Genomic DNA, 14,015 nt, shown 5'->3' with positions numbered 1-14,015 from the left:
GTGGCGCCGGTTCACTTCGGTATTTCGACGACACGGACATGAAGAGGAGGCGCGCGCATGAGCTACACACCCGAAACCGGCAGCCTGGTGGGCCAGTGGACCTATCGCAGTTTCCTGAACGATCCCGATCCGGCCACCGCATTCAACGACCTGGAATTCGGCCTCGGCACGATCGAGATCGCGCAGGCACCGGCGGGCATTTTCAAGGGGCGCATTTTCGGCCCGGGATGGGAGCTGCAGCTCAACGGCTGGATCAGCTACGGGAATCCCGGCACCGTCCGCTTCCAGGGGCGCGGCGTGGTCAGCGGCGAGGAGTGGGTCTACGACTATGTCGGGTACGTGAGCGCGCCCTGGCCCAACGGCATCAACCAGCGTCCGGCGCTGACCGGTTCGATCGTCCGGACGGTTCCGCATGCGAGCGGCAACGGCGGCGTCGCGCCGGCCGGGGTGGTGTGCTCGTGGTATGCGGTCATGCGAGATCCCGCCTGAACGGCCATGACTGCCCGCAGTGCTCCGCCGGCCGACCCGGCCAGGCGTCCGGCAACGGTGACGGGCGCGATCCGCGCATGCGTGGAGGCCGGGCCCGCGCGAACGGCCATGCTCCCGATGCCCGAACGCGTGCGCGGCGCGCTGGCGTTCGCGACCCTCGGCTACCTGGCGTGCGACTTGCCGACGAGGCTGCATGGTGCCCCTTCCAGCTGGATATGGAACGGCATCGGTGCACTTGCCTGCGGCGTGGCGAGGTACTCGACGAGAGGCGGATCGCCGGGCAGGTGCGCGCGCCGGTCGATGCTCTGGTGCATGGCCGCCATCTGCGCGGGACTGACGCTCGATGCGATGCGGGCGCCCCTCGAGGCCATTCTCGACATCTGCGGCGGCACGCTTGATACCGGTGCCATGTGGAACATGCTGGTGCTCCATCTCCAGTGGTTCCCGATGTCGATGCTGGCCATGCTGGCGCTGCTGATTCGGCGCGAAGCCGACCGCAAGGACGGGCATCGACGCGGCCCGGTACGCGTGCTCGTCAGGGCGCCGGTGCGGATCGCGCTCGAATTCGCGGGGATGTTGCTCGTCATGGCGCTCGGCATGACCGCGATCAGGGCAATCGCAGACAGCGTGGGGCTGCGTTGGGATACGAGCGGCGTGGCCTTTGCGATGCTCGTCAGCATGCTGGCGTTCTACGCACTGAGCGATCGAGCGGCCCTCGCAGAGGAATCGCTGAAAGGCCGCTTGCGAAACAAGAACGGCCAGATTACTTAGGATGGCAAAAAACAGGTTGGCGATCGAATTCGGCGGAACATGATCGTGGCGCAGGTCGATTTCAATGAAAGAGACCACGCACCGGGCGGCGGGCGAACGCAGCGCAACGGTATCGGCCGGCATGCGCAGCGGCACGGCTTGCCTGCGCATTGTCCGCCGGCGTAGGCGCGACGCACGGCGACAACCGATTTCACAGACCCTTCTCACGATTCGTCCCTGCAGCGGTCCCGCCGAAATTTCCGGCGGGGCCGCCGTCTGTCCATTTCCCGGAGAACACCATGCGATATCCATTGCAGTACGCCGGCGTCGGCGCCCCTGCGCCGCGTCCATCCGTACCCGAACCGCACGCACCGGCGCCGCGGGCCGACCTCGAGGAGGCGTGAGCCATGAGCGACGACGCACTCGACCCGTTGCTGCGGCAGTTCGCGGAGAAACGATTGGGACGGCCGCTCGAGCCGGCTGAAGAACGGGCGCTGCTCGAGCGGCTGCCGGGTCGTCACGCGGCCCAGCCGGCCCCGGCGGCCGGCGCGGCCGGCGCGGCCACGCAGGCGAGCGCCGTGAACCCGCCATTGCCGCGCCTGAAAACCCGGCAGGAGGCGCGCGAGCAGGTCAAGCATTTTCTGCAGCTCAACCAGCAGAAGGCGTACGAGAAGATGCGCGGCATCCTGCAGACGATCGACGCGCAGAACGAGACGACCCTCGGCATGCTGGCGTCGGAACAGCAGAAGGTGTCCGGCGTACTCGACGCGCACGAGCCGCCGGACGACGCACCGGCGTCCGCTGCGGCCGACATCCAGGACAGCACCCGCGAGGCGCTGGCGGTGATCGGCGAACAGCTGACCGGCCTCATCCGGCAGGAAATCGACACCTGCTTCCGGCACTACGTCGATTCGCTCGCCGAACGGCTCGCCGTGCGGCTCGACGCGATCGACGAGCGGCTGCAACGCATCGGCGCCCGTCCGGCCGAGCTGCACGAACCGGCCGCTGCCACCGCCACTGCTTCTGTTCACGATACCCCCGGGCCAGCGTCCATGGAGTAGCACACCGGGCATGCGGTTGAAGTCGAGCGGCTGAAGTCCGGCGGCTGGACACGAGACCGGCCGGCCCCGATGTGCGACCTCTCAACTACGTGAATCAAGGAGCAAAAAATGGGTGATACGTGTCAGGTGTGCCAGGTCAATCCCGCGATTACCGATGCCGTCACGCAGGTCAACGTCAAGGTGGTCGCCGAGGCGCCGGCGATGGCGATGGGCTCGCTGTACCAGGCCCAGAGCCATTCGCTCAGCATCCTGTTCGAGAACGCGGTGCAGCAGCAGTCGCAGGCCGCGATCCAGTCGCAGACGTCGACGAACGTGGGGACGATGCAGCTCTACACGATCGGGCCGGAAAGCGCGGGGGCGGCCGCCACGGAAATCGGCGCGAACGGGATCATCTCCATTCTGGCCGACGTGATCGCGATCGGGAAGGCGATGCGCCCGTAACGCGCGGTCGCCACGCCGTGGTCGAGCGGCGGCGCAAGCGGCACGGGCCGCCGATCCGCCGCGCCGCCGAACCGCAGCACGTCCGCCGGCGCCTGAACAGCGGTGCCGCGCGGTGTTCCGGAGCAAACGACAGGACGGGTAGAGCCGATTCGATGCGGCGCCCGTTCGCAAACCAGGAGAAATTCGATGGCAAATGATACAAGCGCCCCGACGGATCCGAAGGATCCGAAAGACCCCTGCAACTGCAAGACGTGCGCGGTCAATGCCGCGATCACCGACGCCGTCACGCAGACCAACGTCAAGGTGGTGGGTGAAGCGCCGGCGATGGCAACGGGCTCGCTGTACCAGGCCCAGAGCCATTCGCTCAGCGTGCTGTTCGAGAACGCCGTGCAGCAGCAGTCGCAGGCCGCGGTACAGCTGCCGACCTCGACGAACGTGGGCACGATGCAGCTCTACACGCTCGGGCCGGCGAGCGCCGGCGCCGCCGCGACGGAAATCGGCTCGAACGGCGTGCTGTCCGTGCTGGCCGATGTGCTCGCGCTCGGCAAGGCGCTGGCCTGACGCGTAACCCGGCGTCGACGCCGGGCGGCGGCCCCGATCCTCGCGGCTGTCGCCCGGCGCCCGTCGTCGTCCCGGCGCTCGCGACGCTCGCGACGACGAGCGCTCGCACGCACCGATGCAACCGTCCGGCGCACGTCGCCGACCGACCCATTCATGCGTTCGCCGTGACTGCATCGCAGCGGGCGGGCAAACCAGGAGCAACGACATGCCGGAACAGGTTTCCGCCGCGGTGACCGATGCGGTCACGCAAGCCAACGTCAAGGTGGTGGGCGAAGCGCCCGCCGTGGCCTTGGGCACGCTCATGCAGTCGAACAGCCATGCGTCCGCGATCCTGCTTCACAACGCGGTGCAGATGCAGGCGAACCAGGCGATGTCCAACCTCGCCGCCACGACCGTCGGCATCATGCAGCTCTACGCCGGCTCGCCGGTGGCGGTGGCCTCCGCGGCGCGCTCCGCGAACGACAACCTTGCGTCGCAACTGACCGCCGTCGCGCAGCTGATGAACGCCATCGGCCACTGGCGCGGCTGATCTTCCCCGCGCGCCGCGCAACCCGGCGCGCGCGACCTCCCGCCGCCGCGGCGTCGCGGCGCACGCGCCCGGCGCGTCAATTGGCGTTGACGATGGTCCGCAACTGCTCCGGTTTCTCGATCGTCACGCCGTGCGCGTGAAGCCGGATCAGCCCGTCGCGCTGCATCTTCTGCAGGCTGCTGTTCAGTCGCGGCCGGCTGACGTTGAGCATCGCGGCGAGGATGCTCTGGCTCTCCGGCAGCCGCACCTCGAGATCGTTCCCTTGCATGCGGTTCAGCAGATGGCGCGCGAGCCTGGCTTCGAGCCGGTACAGGCACGTCGATTCGACGAAGTCGCTCAGCTGGTGCACGTGCCGGCACAGTTGCTCGTGGATGCGCGCCATGAAATCCGCGTTGGCCAGCAGCGGCGCGAAGTACTGGCGATGCAGCAGCGACACGCGGCAGTCGGGGCTCAACTGCGCGGTGAAGCTGCGCCGGTGGGCACGAACCAGCGTGTTTTCGCCGATGAGTTCACCCGGCGACGAGTGGCCGAGAATGAGTTCGCGTCCGCCGGGTTCGTGCAGTGTCTTGTACACGCGGCCGCAGTGCACGAAGGCGACGAAATCGCCCGGATCGCCCTTGAAGAACAACAGGCGATTGCCGTGTTCGGGCCAGGGCGCGAGATGCCGCTCGATGTGAGCGAGCAGGCTTTCCGGAAGATCGGCGAGTATCGGGATATTGCACAGCGTTCGACCGTTGACGAGGGCAGGCATGTTTTCCGTGCAAGGTTGTTTGACGATGCGGCCACCTAGCGAAAAACGCTGCCTTTGGCATTACGTGAAAATGAATGATGAAAATAACCAGATAATGGGAAAGTGATCCCGATATGGTTTTGCTTCGGCGCCAGGGACCTTTGGTCGACCGACATCGGCAGCAGCGTGCCGGCGTAATCGCATCGCGGCGGCAGTCGCCATTTTTCATCGAAATGCCATTGGTTACGCTCGGCGGCGCGCCCGAAACGACGGATGAGGAGATGCCGGGGAATTAAAGTTTCCGTTCACAATAATCAAGAAAATTTACACGAAGGGATTATCTTTAAAACGGTGTTACGCGGGTAACAGCGCCATTCCCGGCACCGAATCGATTCTGTGTTTTCCATAAAAAAGGAAGGCACGGGATGACAACCTCGAACCAGCACGCTGTTTCGACGCCTGAGTCACCGGCGCAGCAGCTCGATCACACATGGCGGGAAATGCAGGGGAAATTGCGGCGGCGCGCGCGCCTGTTGTGCAAGGGCGATATCCACCGCGCCGACGAACTGCTCTCCGATACCGCGCTCAAGGTCCACATCTACCTGCAACGTTCGCCCGAGCGCGTCCGGAACCTGGCCGGCTTTCTCTTTCTGGCGCTGAACCACGCGTTCCTCGACGGCGCGCGCCGCCGTGTGCGCGAAAGCGGCATGCTCGAATTCGACCCGGGCTGGGACGACGATCACACCGTCGAGCTGGCCGGCCACGCGCCGTCGGTGGAGCAGCAGCTGCTGCTCCGGCAACAGCTGCTGCGTCTCGAGCAGGTGCTGTCCACGCTCCCGTCGCAGCAGCAGATGCTGTTCACGCTGAAGTTCGAGGAGGACCGGCCCTATCTGCACATCGCGGCGACGCTCGGGATCAATGAGCCGCTGGCGAGGAAGCGTGTCGAGCTGCTGCGCAGGAAATTGCGCGAGGAACTCGCGTGAGCGCGTTCACGAACGCGGGCATGCAGCGTTCCTAACGGCATGCGCGGCGTCGATGGCCCGCCGTTCCTTCAATCGCATGCCGGAGCCGAGATCCGAGGAGGCCTCGTGGCAGACAAAGTCAATGAGCAGGTTACCGACGCGCTGACGCAGACCAATGTCAACGTCGTCGCGGGATCCCCGGCCCAGGCGCTGGGCATGCTTTACCAGATGTTCAGCCAGGCCGTCGGCATCTCGGCGCAGAACATGACGCAGCAGCAGGCGGCGCTGAACCAGATTTCGAACGCCGTCGTGTCGAAGGCGGTGGCCATGATCCTGTCCGTCGAAGCGTCGCCGAAGCCGGCATCGGGCGGCGCGGCGCAAGCCCCGGCGGCCGGGCCGCAGACGGGTTCCACGCATTAGTCGACTCTCGGGATACCTGAACCATGAACATGAAAGGCCTTTTGGGCGGAGGCGGCGACGGTGCGCCGCAGGCGCCGCACGATGGCGCGCCCGCGGCAGCAGGCGCAACGACGCCGGCCGACGCAACGACGCCCGCCGATGTCGCACCGCCCGTCGCGGCGTCGAAGGCCGGCGCGCGCGCATGGCCGGTCAACCGGCTGCGCAGGCTCACCGATGCGCTGAAGGCGCCGAACCAGGTCGCCGGTCCGGCCGGGGGCGGCGGTTCGGCGCTGCAGACCGTGCAGGCGATCAACGCGGAGGCGGCGTCCTACGCGACGACGCAGATCGCCGTCGGCCCGAACATGATGATCACGCAGGCGGGCGGGATGGTCGCGCAGGCGGCGGCCAACTACTTCGAGGCGTCGACGTCGCTGGCGATCGCGGGCAAGAGCGTGCTGATGAAGGACCTGGCGCAGAAGACCATCGACGAGAACGTGCGCGGGATGGCGATGGATGCGGTGGGCCTGCTGTTGACCGACCTGTTCGTCGCGACGGCGGCGGTCGTCGCGGGTGCCGCGGAGGCGATCGAAGGCGAGGCCGCGAGCATCGCGCTCGACAAGATCGACGAGAGCCTGCAGCGGTATCAGGCGCTGCTGGACAAGAAGGGTGCGTAGCGCGCGACCGCGCGCGGCGGCCAGGAATCAATCGACACGACCCGCCGGGCCGTCAGGCCCGCCGCGGGAGGTGAGCGGCGGGAACGACACGTGTCCGCTTTCGCGGACACGTCGCGGGCCCGCCACCGGCAGTCCCATCGAGTCAAGTGAGGAACCCATGCCCTACGACATTCAGAACGTACAAGGTCCCGCGCCGCTGGCGGTTGGCGAGCGCATCTGGGGAGACGCGGCGGAAATCGATTTCGGCGCGATGACGAGCTGCATCGCGCTCGTCGAGCAGACGCCGGGCCAGCCGGCGTCGGTGCGCGCGATCCATCTGTCGATCGTCAGCGACGACGGTACCAAGGTGTACGACCCGTCGGCGAACGTGGCCGGGCAGGTCGAGACGATCATGCAGCAGAGCGGCGACCTGCGTACCTGCCTCGGGCGCATCGATCTCTGGCAGGCCAGCGAGTCGCAACAACTGCGGGATTTCTTCGCCGCGCTGATGCTGAGCCTCGACATGCAGAACTGGGTGCCGTTGCCGGACGGCAACCTGCGGGTGCGGATCAACGGCGGCGTGATCCAGTATCGGCAGGGCGCCGGCCCATGGACGAACGCGTAGCCGGCGCGACCGGTTGAAGCAGGCGCCCGCCGTCCGGGCGGGCGCCGGTGCAACACGGGCGCGTCGTCCCGTGCCGCTGGCCGCCCGCGCGCGCCCCCAGCTTTTTGCTCATCAACACCAACAAAAATCATCATTTCGCCGCAAGCGGCGTGTCAGCAGAATGTCTCCATTCCAGCTCGAGCGACAGCACGCGCGTCGCGCCGAGCCGCACTTCAGAAGGAGACAGCCGTGGCAGTCGAAACAACCTCAATCGATACGCTCGTCGTCGGCGCCGGTCAGGCCGGCGTGGCCATGAGCGAGCACCTGGGCAAGCTGGGCGTGCCGCATCTCGTGCTGGAGCGCAGCCGCATTGCCGAACGCTGGCGCACGGGGCGCTGGGATTCGCTGGTCGCGAACGGCCCCGCGTGGCACGACCGCTTCCCGGGGCTCGAATTCGACGGCCTCGACCCCGACGCGTTCGCGTCGAAAGACCAGGTCGCGGACTACTTCGAAGCGTATGCGCGCAAGTTCGACGCGCCGATCCGCACCGGCGTCGAGGTGAAGCGGGTCGTGCGCAATACGGGCAAGCCGGGTTTCGTCGTCGAGACCTCCGACGGCACGATCGAGGCGAACCGCGTGGTCGTCGCGACGGGGCCGTTCCAGCGCCCGGTGATTCCGCCGATCGCACCGGACGACGCGCGCCTCGTGCAGCTTCATTCCGCCGACTACCGCAACCCGGGCCAGCTCCCGGACGGCGCGGTGCTCGTGGTCGGCGCGGGTTCGTCGGGCGTGCAGATCGCCGACGAGCTGCAGCGCGCGGGCCGCCGGGTCTACCTGTCGGTGGGCCCGCACGACCGCCCGCCGCGCGCGTATCGCGGCCGCGACTTCTGCTGGTGGCTCGGCGTGCTCGGCGAATGGGACAAGGAAGTCGCGACGCCCGGCCGCGAACACGTGACGATCGCAGTGAGCGGCGCGCGCGGCGGCCATACGGTCGATTTCCGCAAGCTCGCGAACCAGGGCGTGACGCTCGTCGGGCTGACGAAGTCGTTCAGCGGCGGCGTGGCGACGTTCGAGCGCGACCTCGCGATCAATCTCGCGCGCGGCGACGAGAACTACCTGTCGCTGCTCGACGCGGCCGACGCCTATGCGGCCCGCAACGGCCTCGACCTGCCGGCCGAACCCGACGCCCGCCACATCCTGCCGAACCCCGACTGCGTCGCGCACCCGATCCTCGCGCTCGATCTCGCCGGCGCGGGCGTCACGTCGATCGTCTGGGCGACGGGTTATGCGGTCGACTACGGCTGGCTGAAGGTCGATGCGTTCGACGCGAACGGCAAGCCGCAGCACCAGCGCGGCGTGTCGAAGGAGCCGGGCATCTATTTCCTCGGGCTGCCATGGCTGTCGCGGCGCGGCTCCAGCTTCATCTGGGGCGTGTGGCACGACGCGAGGCACATCGCCGATCACATCGCGACGCAGCGCACCTACCTCGAATACCACGACGCATCGCAGCGCCGCTCGGCATCGTGCCCGGAGCCGGGCGGCGCCGCGGCGCATGCCGACGCGCGGCCGCTCGCCGACGCGGTCAACTGACCGACCCCATGCCGCCCGCCTGCCGCACCGCGATGGTGTTCGCGACCGGTGCGGCGGCGTGCCCCCTGACGACTGAAGGATTTCGATGAGCCAACCGACCCATACCCGTATCCGCATGTTCAACACGAAGGATACCTACCCGAACCAGACGCTCGACAACGACCTGTGCCAGGCCGTGCGGGCCGGCAACACCGTCTACGTGCGCGGCCAGGTCGGCACCGACTTCGACGGCAACCTGGTCGGCCTCGGCGACCCGCGCGCGCAGGCCGAGCAGGCGATGAAGAACGTCAGGCAGTTGCTGGAGGAAGCCGGCAGCGACCTCACGCACATCGTGAAGACGACGACCTACCTGATCGACCCGCGTTATCGCGAGCCGGTGTACCAGGAAGTCGGCAAGTGGCTGAAGGGCGTGTATCCGATCTCGACGGGGCTCGTCGTGTCCGCGCTCGGCCAGCCGCAGTGGCTGATGGAAATCGACGTGATCGCCGTGATTCCGGACAACTGGCAGCCGAACCGCGCATAGGAGGCGACATGACTTTTTCCATCGTCGGGCGCTGCCCGGAGACGGGCCAGCTCGGCATCGCGATCAGCTCGTCGAGCATCGCGGTGGGCGCGCGCTGCCCGTGGGTGCGCGCGGGCGTCGGCGCCGTCGCGACGCAGAACATCACGCTGCCGGCGCTCGGCCCGCAGATCCTCGACCTGATCGAGCACGAACAGCTCGCGCCCGCCGCGGCGCTCGACCGCGCGCTCAGCGCGAACGGCTGGAGCCAGTACCGGCAGGTCACGGTGATCGACGGGCAGGGGCAGGCGGCGTGCTTCACCGGCAAGGAAGCGCTCGGCACGCATCACGCGGTGCGTGGCGAACAGTGCGTGGCGGCCGGCAACCTGCTGGCTTCGCCGGACGTGATCGACGCGATGGCGCGCGCCTTCGAACAGGCACCCGGCCTGCTCGCCGATCGCCTGCTCGCCGCGATGCATGCGGCGATCGCGGCCGGCGGCGAGGCGGGGCCGGTGCATTCGGCCGCGCTGAAGGTGGCCGGCGACGTGACCTGGCCGATCGTCGACCTGCGCGTCGACTGGGCCGAAGCCGATCCGGTCGGGCAGCTCGATGCGCTGTGGCGGGCGTATCGGCCGCAGATGCAGGACTACCAGACGCGCGCGCTGAACCCGACCGCCGCGCCGAGCTACGGAGTACCGGGCGATGAATGACACGTCGAGCCGCGCGTTGCTCGAGCGGCTGATCGGTTTCGCGACGGTCAGCCGCGATTCGAATCTCGAGATGATCGGTTTCATCCGCGACTATCTCGCGGGCTTCGGCGTCGAGAGCGAACTGTTCTACAACGCGGAACGGACGAAGGCGAGCCTGTACGCGACGATCGGTCCGCGCGATCGCGGCGGCATCGCGCTGTCGGGCCATACCGACGTGGTGCCGGTCGACGGGCAGGCGTGGACGGTCGAGCCGTTCCGGCTGACCGAGCGCGACGGCCGCCTGTACGGGCGCGGCACGGCCGACATGAAGGGCTTCATCGCGTCGGCGCTCGCGGCCGTGCCGGCGTTCGTCGCGCGTCCGCTGCGCGTGCCCGTGCATCTCGCGTTCTCGTACGACGAGGAAGTCGGCTGCCTCGGCGTGCGGCCGATGCTTGACGCACTGGCCGCGCGTGCGCACCGGCCGCGCCTGTGCCTGATCGGCGAGCCGACCGGGCTGAAGCCGGTGCTCGGCCACAAGGGCAAGCTCGCGATGCGCTGCCACGTGAAGGGGGCCGCGTGCCATTCGGCGTATGCGCCGTCGGGCGTCAACGCGATCGACTATGCGGCGAAGCTGATCGGCCGGCTCGGCGAGATCGGCGCGGCGCTCGCGCGGCCCGAACGGCACGACGGCCGTTTCGATCCGCCGTTCTCGACCGTGCAGACGGGGTTGATCAAGGGTGGCCGTGCGCTGAACATCGTGCCGGCCGAATGCGAATTCGACTTCGAGGTGCGTGCGCTGCCGGATTTCGACGCGCACGACGTGCCGCGCAAGCTGCAGGACTATGCGGAATCCGAACTGTTACCGCGAATGCGTGCGGTGCGGCCCGACACCGATATTCGATTGCAGCCGCTGGGCGCGTATCCGGGGCTGGCTACTGCGCCGGACGGCGAGGCCGCGCGCCTGCTCGCGACGCTGAGCGGTTCCGATGCGTTCGGCACGGTCGCGTTCGGCACCGAGGGCGGGCTGTTCGGGCAGGCCGGGATTCCGGCCGTGGTCTGCGGGCCCGGCAGCATGGACCAGGGGCACAAGCCCGACGAGTTCGTCACGCTCGACCAGCTGCATGGATGCGACGCGATGCTGGGTCGTCTGGCTGCGTATCTGTCGTCGGCCGCCTGAAATCGTCACTGCAAACACGCACGCACCGCCTCGCGCGGTGCGTGCGTGTTTGCGCGTCTTATCTCGCCGTTTCCGCGACGATCTGCGCGAGCCGCTCGCGACAGAAGTCGACGAACGACTGCGCCTGCTTCGTGAGCTGGCCGCGCTTCAACCGCGCGCTCACGAGCCCCGACGGGCTCACCGTTTCGCTGAGGCCGATCGTCACGACCCGCTGGCCGTCGTATGTGTATTCGGAATGCGGGCGCGTGACGAGCAGCGAGAAGCCGAATCCCTGGCCGACCATGCCACGCACCATCTCGATCGACGGCGACCCGAACACGATGTTCGGCGTCAGCCCGAGTTCGTGAAAGAGGCTGACGAAATACGTGCGGCTCGGCTGCACGTCGAGCAGGATCATCGGCTCGACGCAGAGGTCGCGCAACGACACGTGCGCCTGGCCCGCGAACCGGTGGTTCTCCGGCAGCAGCACGTACGGCTGCTGCGGCGGCATCAGCGGCTCGGTCTCGATCGTGCCGTCGAGATCGTGGTCGTACATGAGCGCGAGATCGAACGTGCCGGACGTCAGGCCCTGCACGAGTTCCTGCTGGTCGCCGTCGCGCAGCCGGATGTTCACGCCCGGGTAGCGCTCGCGAAAGCCCGCGATCAGTTGCGGCAGGTAGAGCGGCGCGACCGTCTCGAAGCAGCCGATGTCGATCTGCCCGGTGATCACGTCGTTGTCGGCGAGCGCGTTCTGTTCGAATTCGTGCGCGATGCGCAGCAGCTCCTGCGCTTTCCGGTAGAAGCGCGTGCCGCCCGGCGTCAGCGATACGCCCTGCGCATGATGACGAATGAACAGCTTCACGCCGAAGCTTTCTTCCAGCCCTTTGATCGCGCTGGAGATCGACGGCTGCGCGATGAAGAGCTGGCGCGAGGCCTCGGCCACGCTGCCGGATTCCACCGTCGTCACGAAGTATTTCAGTTGCCGCAAAGTGTAGTGAGCCACACGCACCTCTGATGCACGGCCCCGGCGTGCCGCCCGGGCGCAATCTGTCCATGGTTGTGCGTAGCACCTTACCTGAAAGGCCCCGGCGCCGGAATTTCCGCTGCAGAGCTTTTTCGTATGTCCCGGAAATATTTTTAGTATTTTCCGGTCGCGATACCCGTGGCGCACCATCGTCTCCAACCTGGATCGCGACGATCACCACGATCACGAAGCGGCCGCACACGCGCCGGCGGGGCATGTCATCCGTCCCCGCGAGTGTTTTGGCTGCTGCGTTCGACTCCGCCGCGTGTGCACGCGGTGCGTCGTCGTTCGCGTATCCGGACCCGATTGCAGGCGCGCACCCCGACGCGCGCCGGCTGACACGGCACGCGCGCATCGCCGCGCAGGACAGGAGACTTCACCATGACGAACGCGGAACGCAATGCGTCCCCGATGATAGAGAAGCACACGATCGGCTACGTGCCGCCCGCCGAGCGCCACGGCAAGGTGCGCGACCTGTTCACGCTCTGGTTCGGCGGCAACATCGCGCCGCTGCCGATCGTGACCGGCGCGCTCGGCGTGCAGATGTTCCACCTGAACCTGCTATGGGGCATCGTCGCGATCGTCGTCGGCCAGGCGGTGGGCGGCGTGCTGATGGCGCTGCATTCGGCGCAGGGGCCGCAGATGGGCATCCCGCAGATGATCCAGAGCCGCGCGCAGTTCGGCTCGTGGGGCGCGCTGCTCGTGACCGTGATCGCGGCCGTGATGTATGTCGGCTTCTTCGCGTCGAACATCGTGCTCGCCGGCAAGTCGGTGCACGGCATCGCGGCGTCGGTGCCGGTGCCCGTCGGCATCGTGATCGGCGCGGTGGGTTCGGGGCTGATCGGGATCGTCGGATACCGGTTCATCCACATCCTGAACCGGATCGGCACGTGGGTGCTCGGCATCGGCATCGTCGTCGGCTTCTGGATGATCCTCACGCACGTGACGACCGACGATTTCCTGACGCGCGGCGGCTTCGACTTCGCGGGCTGGCTCGCGACGGTGTCGCTGTCGGCGTTGTGGCAGATCGCGTTCGCACCGTACGTGTCGGACTATTCGCGCTATCTGCCGGAAAACGTCGGCGTGGCGTCGACGTTCTGGGCGACCTACCTAGGCTGCACGATCGGCTCGACGCTCGCGTTCATCTTCGGCGCGGTCGCGGTGCTCGCGGTGCCGGCCGGCGCGGACACGATGGATGCGGTCAAGCAGGCGACCGGCCCGCTCGGCCCGCTGATGCTCGTGCTGTTCCTGCTGAGCGTGATCAGCCACAACGCGCTGAACCTGTACGGCGCGGTGCTCGCGGTGATCACGTCGGTGCAGACGTTCGCGTACAAATGGATTCCGACCGCGAAGGCGCGCGCGGTGGTATCGGTCGTGATCTTCATCGCGTGCTGCTACGCGGCGATCGGCGCGTCGACGAACTTCGTCGGCAACCTCGTCGATCTCGTGCTCGCGCTGCTCGTCGTGCTGGTGCCGTGGACCGCGATCAACCTGATCGACTTCTACGTGATCCACAAGGGCAAGTACGACATCCAGTCGATCTTCATGGCCGACGGCGGGATCTACGGCCGCTTCAACCCGCAGGCGCTGCTCGCGTATGCGATCGGCATCCTGGTGCAGATCCCGTTCATGAATACGCCGATGTATGCGGGCCCGATTCCCGCGCATCTCGGCGGCGCGGACCTGTCGTGGCTCGTGGGGCTCGCGCTGACGTCGCCGCTGTACTACTGGCTCGCGACGCGCGACAGCGCGTATCGGCGCCGGCAGACGGGGGCGACGATGCCACCGACGGCGGTGCGGTAAACCGGGCGTCGTTCGGCGCGATGAAATGAAAAGGCCGCCGCATCGGTTGCGATGCGGCGGCCCGGAAAGGCGGGA

The 14,015-nt window shown here is 67.6% G+C and carries 18 protein-coding genes; 15 read left to right on the top strand and 3 right to left on the bottom strand.

Annotated elements, in window-relative coordinates:
• The first annotated feature begins 57 nt into the window (after nucleotides 1-57).
• Nucleotides 58-489, top strand: a complete 432-nt coding sequence (locus AB3K92_RS04195; RefSeq protein WP_027792478.1) for a hypothetical protein — start codon at nucleotides 58-60, stop codon at nucleotides 487-489.
• A 161-nt stretch (nucleotides 490-650) separates the two neighbouring features.
• Here AB3K92_RS04195 and AB3K92_RS04190 read toward each other — a convergent pair whose 3' ends face one another.
• Nucleotides 651-803: a hypothetical protein gene (locus AB3K92_RS04190; RefSeq protein ID WP_155635292.1), complete on the bottom strand. Its 153-nt coding sequence runs from the start codon at nucleotides 801-803 to the stop codon at nucleotides 651-653.
• On the opposite strand from AB3K92_RS04190, the gene AB3K92_RS04185 reads away from it, so the two are divergent.
• The 5 genes from AB3K92_RS04185 (at nucleotide 802) to AB3K92_RS04165 (ending at nucleotide 3,831) form a co-directional block, all read left to right on the top strand.
• Nucleotides 802-1,260, top strand: a complete 459-nt coding sequence (locus AB3K92_RS04185; protein WP_059623794.1) for a hypothetical protein — start codon at nucleotides 802-804, stop codon at nucleotides 1,258-1,260. The two genes, AB3K92_RS04190 and AB3K92_RS04185, sit on opposite strands and share 2 nt — an antisense overlap.
• Nucleotides 1,261-1,646: 386 nt before the next feature.
• Entirely contained in the window at nucleotides 1,647-2,300 is a 654-nt protein-coding gene (locus AB3K92_RS04180) for a hypothetical protein (protein ID WP_369464495.1), read from the top strand.
• Nucleotides 2,301-2,408: 108 nt separating this feature from the next.
• Nucleotides 2,409-2,741, top strand: a complete 333-nt coding sequence (locus AB3K92_RS04175; RefSeq protein ID WP_021157934.1) for a RebB family R body protein — start codon at nucleotides 2,409-2,411, stop codon at nucleotides 2,739-2,741.
• Between the two features lie 186 nt (nucleotides 2,742-2,927).
• Nucleotides 2,928-3,302 (top strand): RebB family R body protein, encoded by a 375-nt coding sequence (locus tag AB3K92_RS04170; protein ID WP_021157935.1) that lies wholly within the window; start codon nucleotides 2,928-2,930, stop codon nucleotides 3,300-3,302.
• A 205-nt stretch (nucleotides 3,303-3,507) separates the two neighbouring features.
• Nucleotides 3,508-3,831 carry a RebB family R body protein gene (locus tag AB3K92_RS04165; RefSeq protein ID WP_059675304.1) on the top strand — a complete coding sequence of 108 codons (324 nt, stop codon included), beginning with the start codon at nucleotides 3,508-3,510 and terminating at the stop codon, nucleotides 3,829-3,831.
• A gap of 76 nt (nucleotides 3,832-3,907) precedes the next feature.
• Here the strand turns inward: AB3K92_RS04165 and AB3K92_RS04160 are convergent, their stop codons facing one another.
• Nucleotides 3,908-4,582: a Crp/Fnr family transcriptional regulator gene (locus AB3K92_RS04160; protein ID WP_369464494.1), complete on the bottom strand. Its 675-nt coding sequence runs from the start codon at nucleotides 4,580-4,582 to the stop codon at nucleotides 3,908-3,910.
• Nucleotides 4,583-4,986: 404 nt separating this feature from the next.
• Between AB3K92_RS04160 and AB3K92_RS04155 the strand changes: the two genes are divergently transcribed.
• From AB3K92_RS04155 to argE, 8 genes are all read left to right on the top strand, one after another.
• Nucleotides 4,987-5,544 (top strand): RNA polymerase sigma factor, encoded by a 558-nt coding sequence (locus AB3K92_RS04155; RefSeq protein ID WP_048028512.1) that lies wholly within the window; start codon nucleotides 4,987-4,989, stop codon nucleotides 5,542-5,544.
• Nucleotides 5,545-5,649: 105 nt separating this feature from the next.
• Nucleotides 5,650-5,943: a RebB family R body protein gene (locus tag AB3K92_RS04150; protein ID WP_021157938.1), complete on the top strand. Its 294-nt coding sequence runs from the start codon at nucleotides 5,650-5,652 to the stop codon at nucleotides 5,941-5,943.
• A 29-nt stretch (nucleotides 5,944-5,972) separates the two neighbouring features.
• The gene (locus AB3K92_RS04145) at nucleotides 5,973-6,596 is read left to right on the top strand and encodes a hypothetical protein (protein ID WP_369464493.1); all 624 of its coding nucleotides are present in this window, start codon (nucleotides 5,973-5,975) and stop codon (nucleotides 6,594-6,596) included.
• Nucleotides 6,597-6,753: 157 nt separating this feature from the next.
• A complete protein-coding gene (locus AB3K92_RS04140) occupies nucleotides 6,754-7,200 on the top strand; it encodes a hypothetical protein (protein ID WP_059623789.1) in 447 nt (148 codons plus the stop codon).
• A 228-nt stretch (nucleotides 7,201-7,428) separates the two neighbouring features.
• Nucleotides 7,429-8,769, top strand: coding sequence for a flavin-containing monooxygenase (locus AB3K92_RS04135; RefSeq protein WP_369464492.1), 1,341 nt, complete (start codon nucleotides 7,429-7,431; stop codon nucleotides 8,767-8,769).
• 85 nt (nucleotides 8,770-8,854) lie between these two features.
• Nucleotides 8,855-9,292 carry a RidA family protein gene (locus AB3K92_RS04130; RefSeq protein ID WP_021157943.1) on the top strand — a complete coding sequence of 146 codons (438 nt, stop codon included), beginning with the start codon at nucleotides 8,855-8,857 and terminating at the stop codon, nucleotides 9,290-9,292.
• 8 nt (nucleotides 9,293-9,300) lie between these two features.
• Nucleotides 9,301-9,978: a DUF1028 domain-containing protein gene (locus AB3K92_RS04125; RefSeq protein WP_059862671.1), complete on the top strand. Its 678-nt coding sequence runs from the start codon at nucleotides 9,301-9,303 to the stop codon at nucleotides 9,976-9,978.
• The gene (gene argE / locus AB3K92_RS04120; protein ID WP_369464491.1) at nucleotides 9,971-11,134 is read left to right on the top strand and encodes an acetylornithine deacetylase; all 1,164 of its coding nucleotides are present in this window, start codon (nucleotides 9,971-9,973) and stop codon (nucleotides 11,132-11,134) included. Before AB3K92_RS04125 ends, argE begins: the two co-directional genes overlap by 8 nt.
• A gap of 58 nt (nucleotides 11,135-11,192) precedes the next feature.
• Here argE and AB3K92_RS04115 read toward each other — a convergent pair whose 3' ends face one another.
• Nucleotides 11,193-12,116 (bottom strand): LysR substrate-binding domain-containing protein, encoded by a 924-nt coding sequence (locus AB3K92_RS04115; RefSeq protein ID WP_059485967.1) that lies wholly within the window; start codon nucleotides 12,114-12,116, stop codon nucleotides 11,193-11,195.
• Between the two features lie 402 nt (nucleotides 12,117-12,518).
• Here AB3K92_RS04115 and AB3K92_RS04110 point away from each other — a divergent pair, with 402 nt between their 5' ends.
• A complete protein-coding gene (locus AB3K92_RS04110) occupies nucleotides 12,519-13,940 on the top strand; it encodes a cytosine permease (RefSeq protein WP_369464490.1) in 1,422 nt (473 codons plus the stop codon).
• Nucleotides 13,941-14,015 lie beyond the last annotated feature (75 nt).

This window comes from Burkholderia sp. Bmkn7, assembly GCF_041103175.1.
GTDB classification, from domain to species: Bacteria; Pseudomonadota; Gammaproteobacteria; order Burkholderiales; family Burkholderiaceae; genus Burkholderia; species Burkholderia cepacia.
Note: the sequence above shows the minus strand (reverse complement) of the source record. Positions and strands in the feature narration are given on the sequence as shown.

Coding starts and splice junctions, on each gene's coding strand:
- AB3K92_RS04195 (WP_027792478.1), top strand. CDS start 58: ATGAGCTACACACCCGAAACCGGCAGCCTGGTGGGCCAGTGGACCTAT.
- AB3K92_RS04185 (WP_059623794.1), top strand. CDS start 802: ATGGCCGCCATCTGCGCGGGACTGACGCTCGATGCGATGCGGGCGCCC.
- AB3K92_RS04190 (WP_155635292.1), bottom strand. CDS start 803: ATGCACCAGAGCATCGACCGGCGCGCGCACCTGCCCGGCGATCCGCCT.
- AB3K92_RS04180 (WP_369464495.1), top strand. CDS start 1,647: ATGAGCGACGACGCACTCGACCCGTTGCTGCGGCAGTTCGCGGAGAAA.
- AB3K92_RS04175 (WP_021157934.1), top strand. CDS start 2,409: ATGGGTGATACGTGTCAGGTGTGCCAGGTCAATCCCGCGATTACCGAT.
- AB3K92_RS04170 (WP_021157935.1), top strand. CDS start 2,928: ATGGCAAATGATACAAGCGCCCCGACGGATCCGAAGGATCCGAAAGAC.
- AB3K92_RS04165 (WP_059675304.1), top strand. CDS start 3,508: ATGCCGGAACAGGTTTCCGCCGCGGTGACCGATGCGGTCACGCAAGCC.
- AB3K92_RS04160 (WP_369464494.1), bottom strand. CDS start 4,582: ATGCCTGCCCTCGTCAACGGTCGAACGCTGTGCAATATCCCGATACTC.
- AB3K92_RS04155 (WP_048028512.1), top strand. CDS start 4,987: ATGACAACCTCGAACCAGCACGCTGTTTCGACGCCTGAGTCACCGGCG.
- AB3K92_RS04145 (WP_369464493.1), top strand. CDS start 5,973: ATGAAAGGCCTTTTGGGCGGAGGCGGCGACGGTGCGCCGCAGGCGCCG.
- AB3K92_RS04140 (WP_059623789.1), top strand. CDS start 6,754: ATGCCCTACGACATTCAGAACGTACAAGGTCCCGCGCCGCTGGCGGTT.
- AB3K92_RS04130 (WP_021157943.1), top strand. CDS start 8,855: ATGAGCCAACCGACCCATACCCGTATCCGCATGTTCAACACGAAGGAT.
- AB3K92_RS04125 (WP_059862671.1), top strand. CDS start 9,301: ATGACTTTTTCCATCGTCGGGCGCTGCCCGGAGACGGGCCAGCTCGGC.
- argE (WP_369464491.1), top strand. CDS start 9,971: ATGAATGACACGTCGAGCCGCGCGTTGCTCGAGCGGCTGATCGGTTTC.
- AB3K92_RS04110 (WP_369464490.1), top strand. CDS start 12,519: ATGACGAACGCGGAACGCAATGCGTCCCCGATGATAGAGAAGCACACG.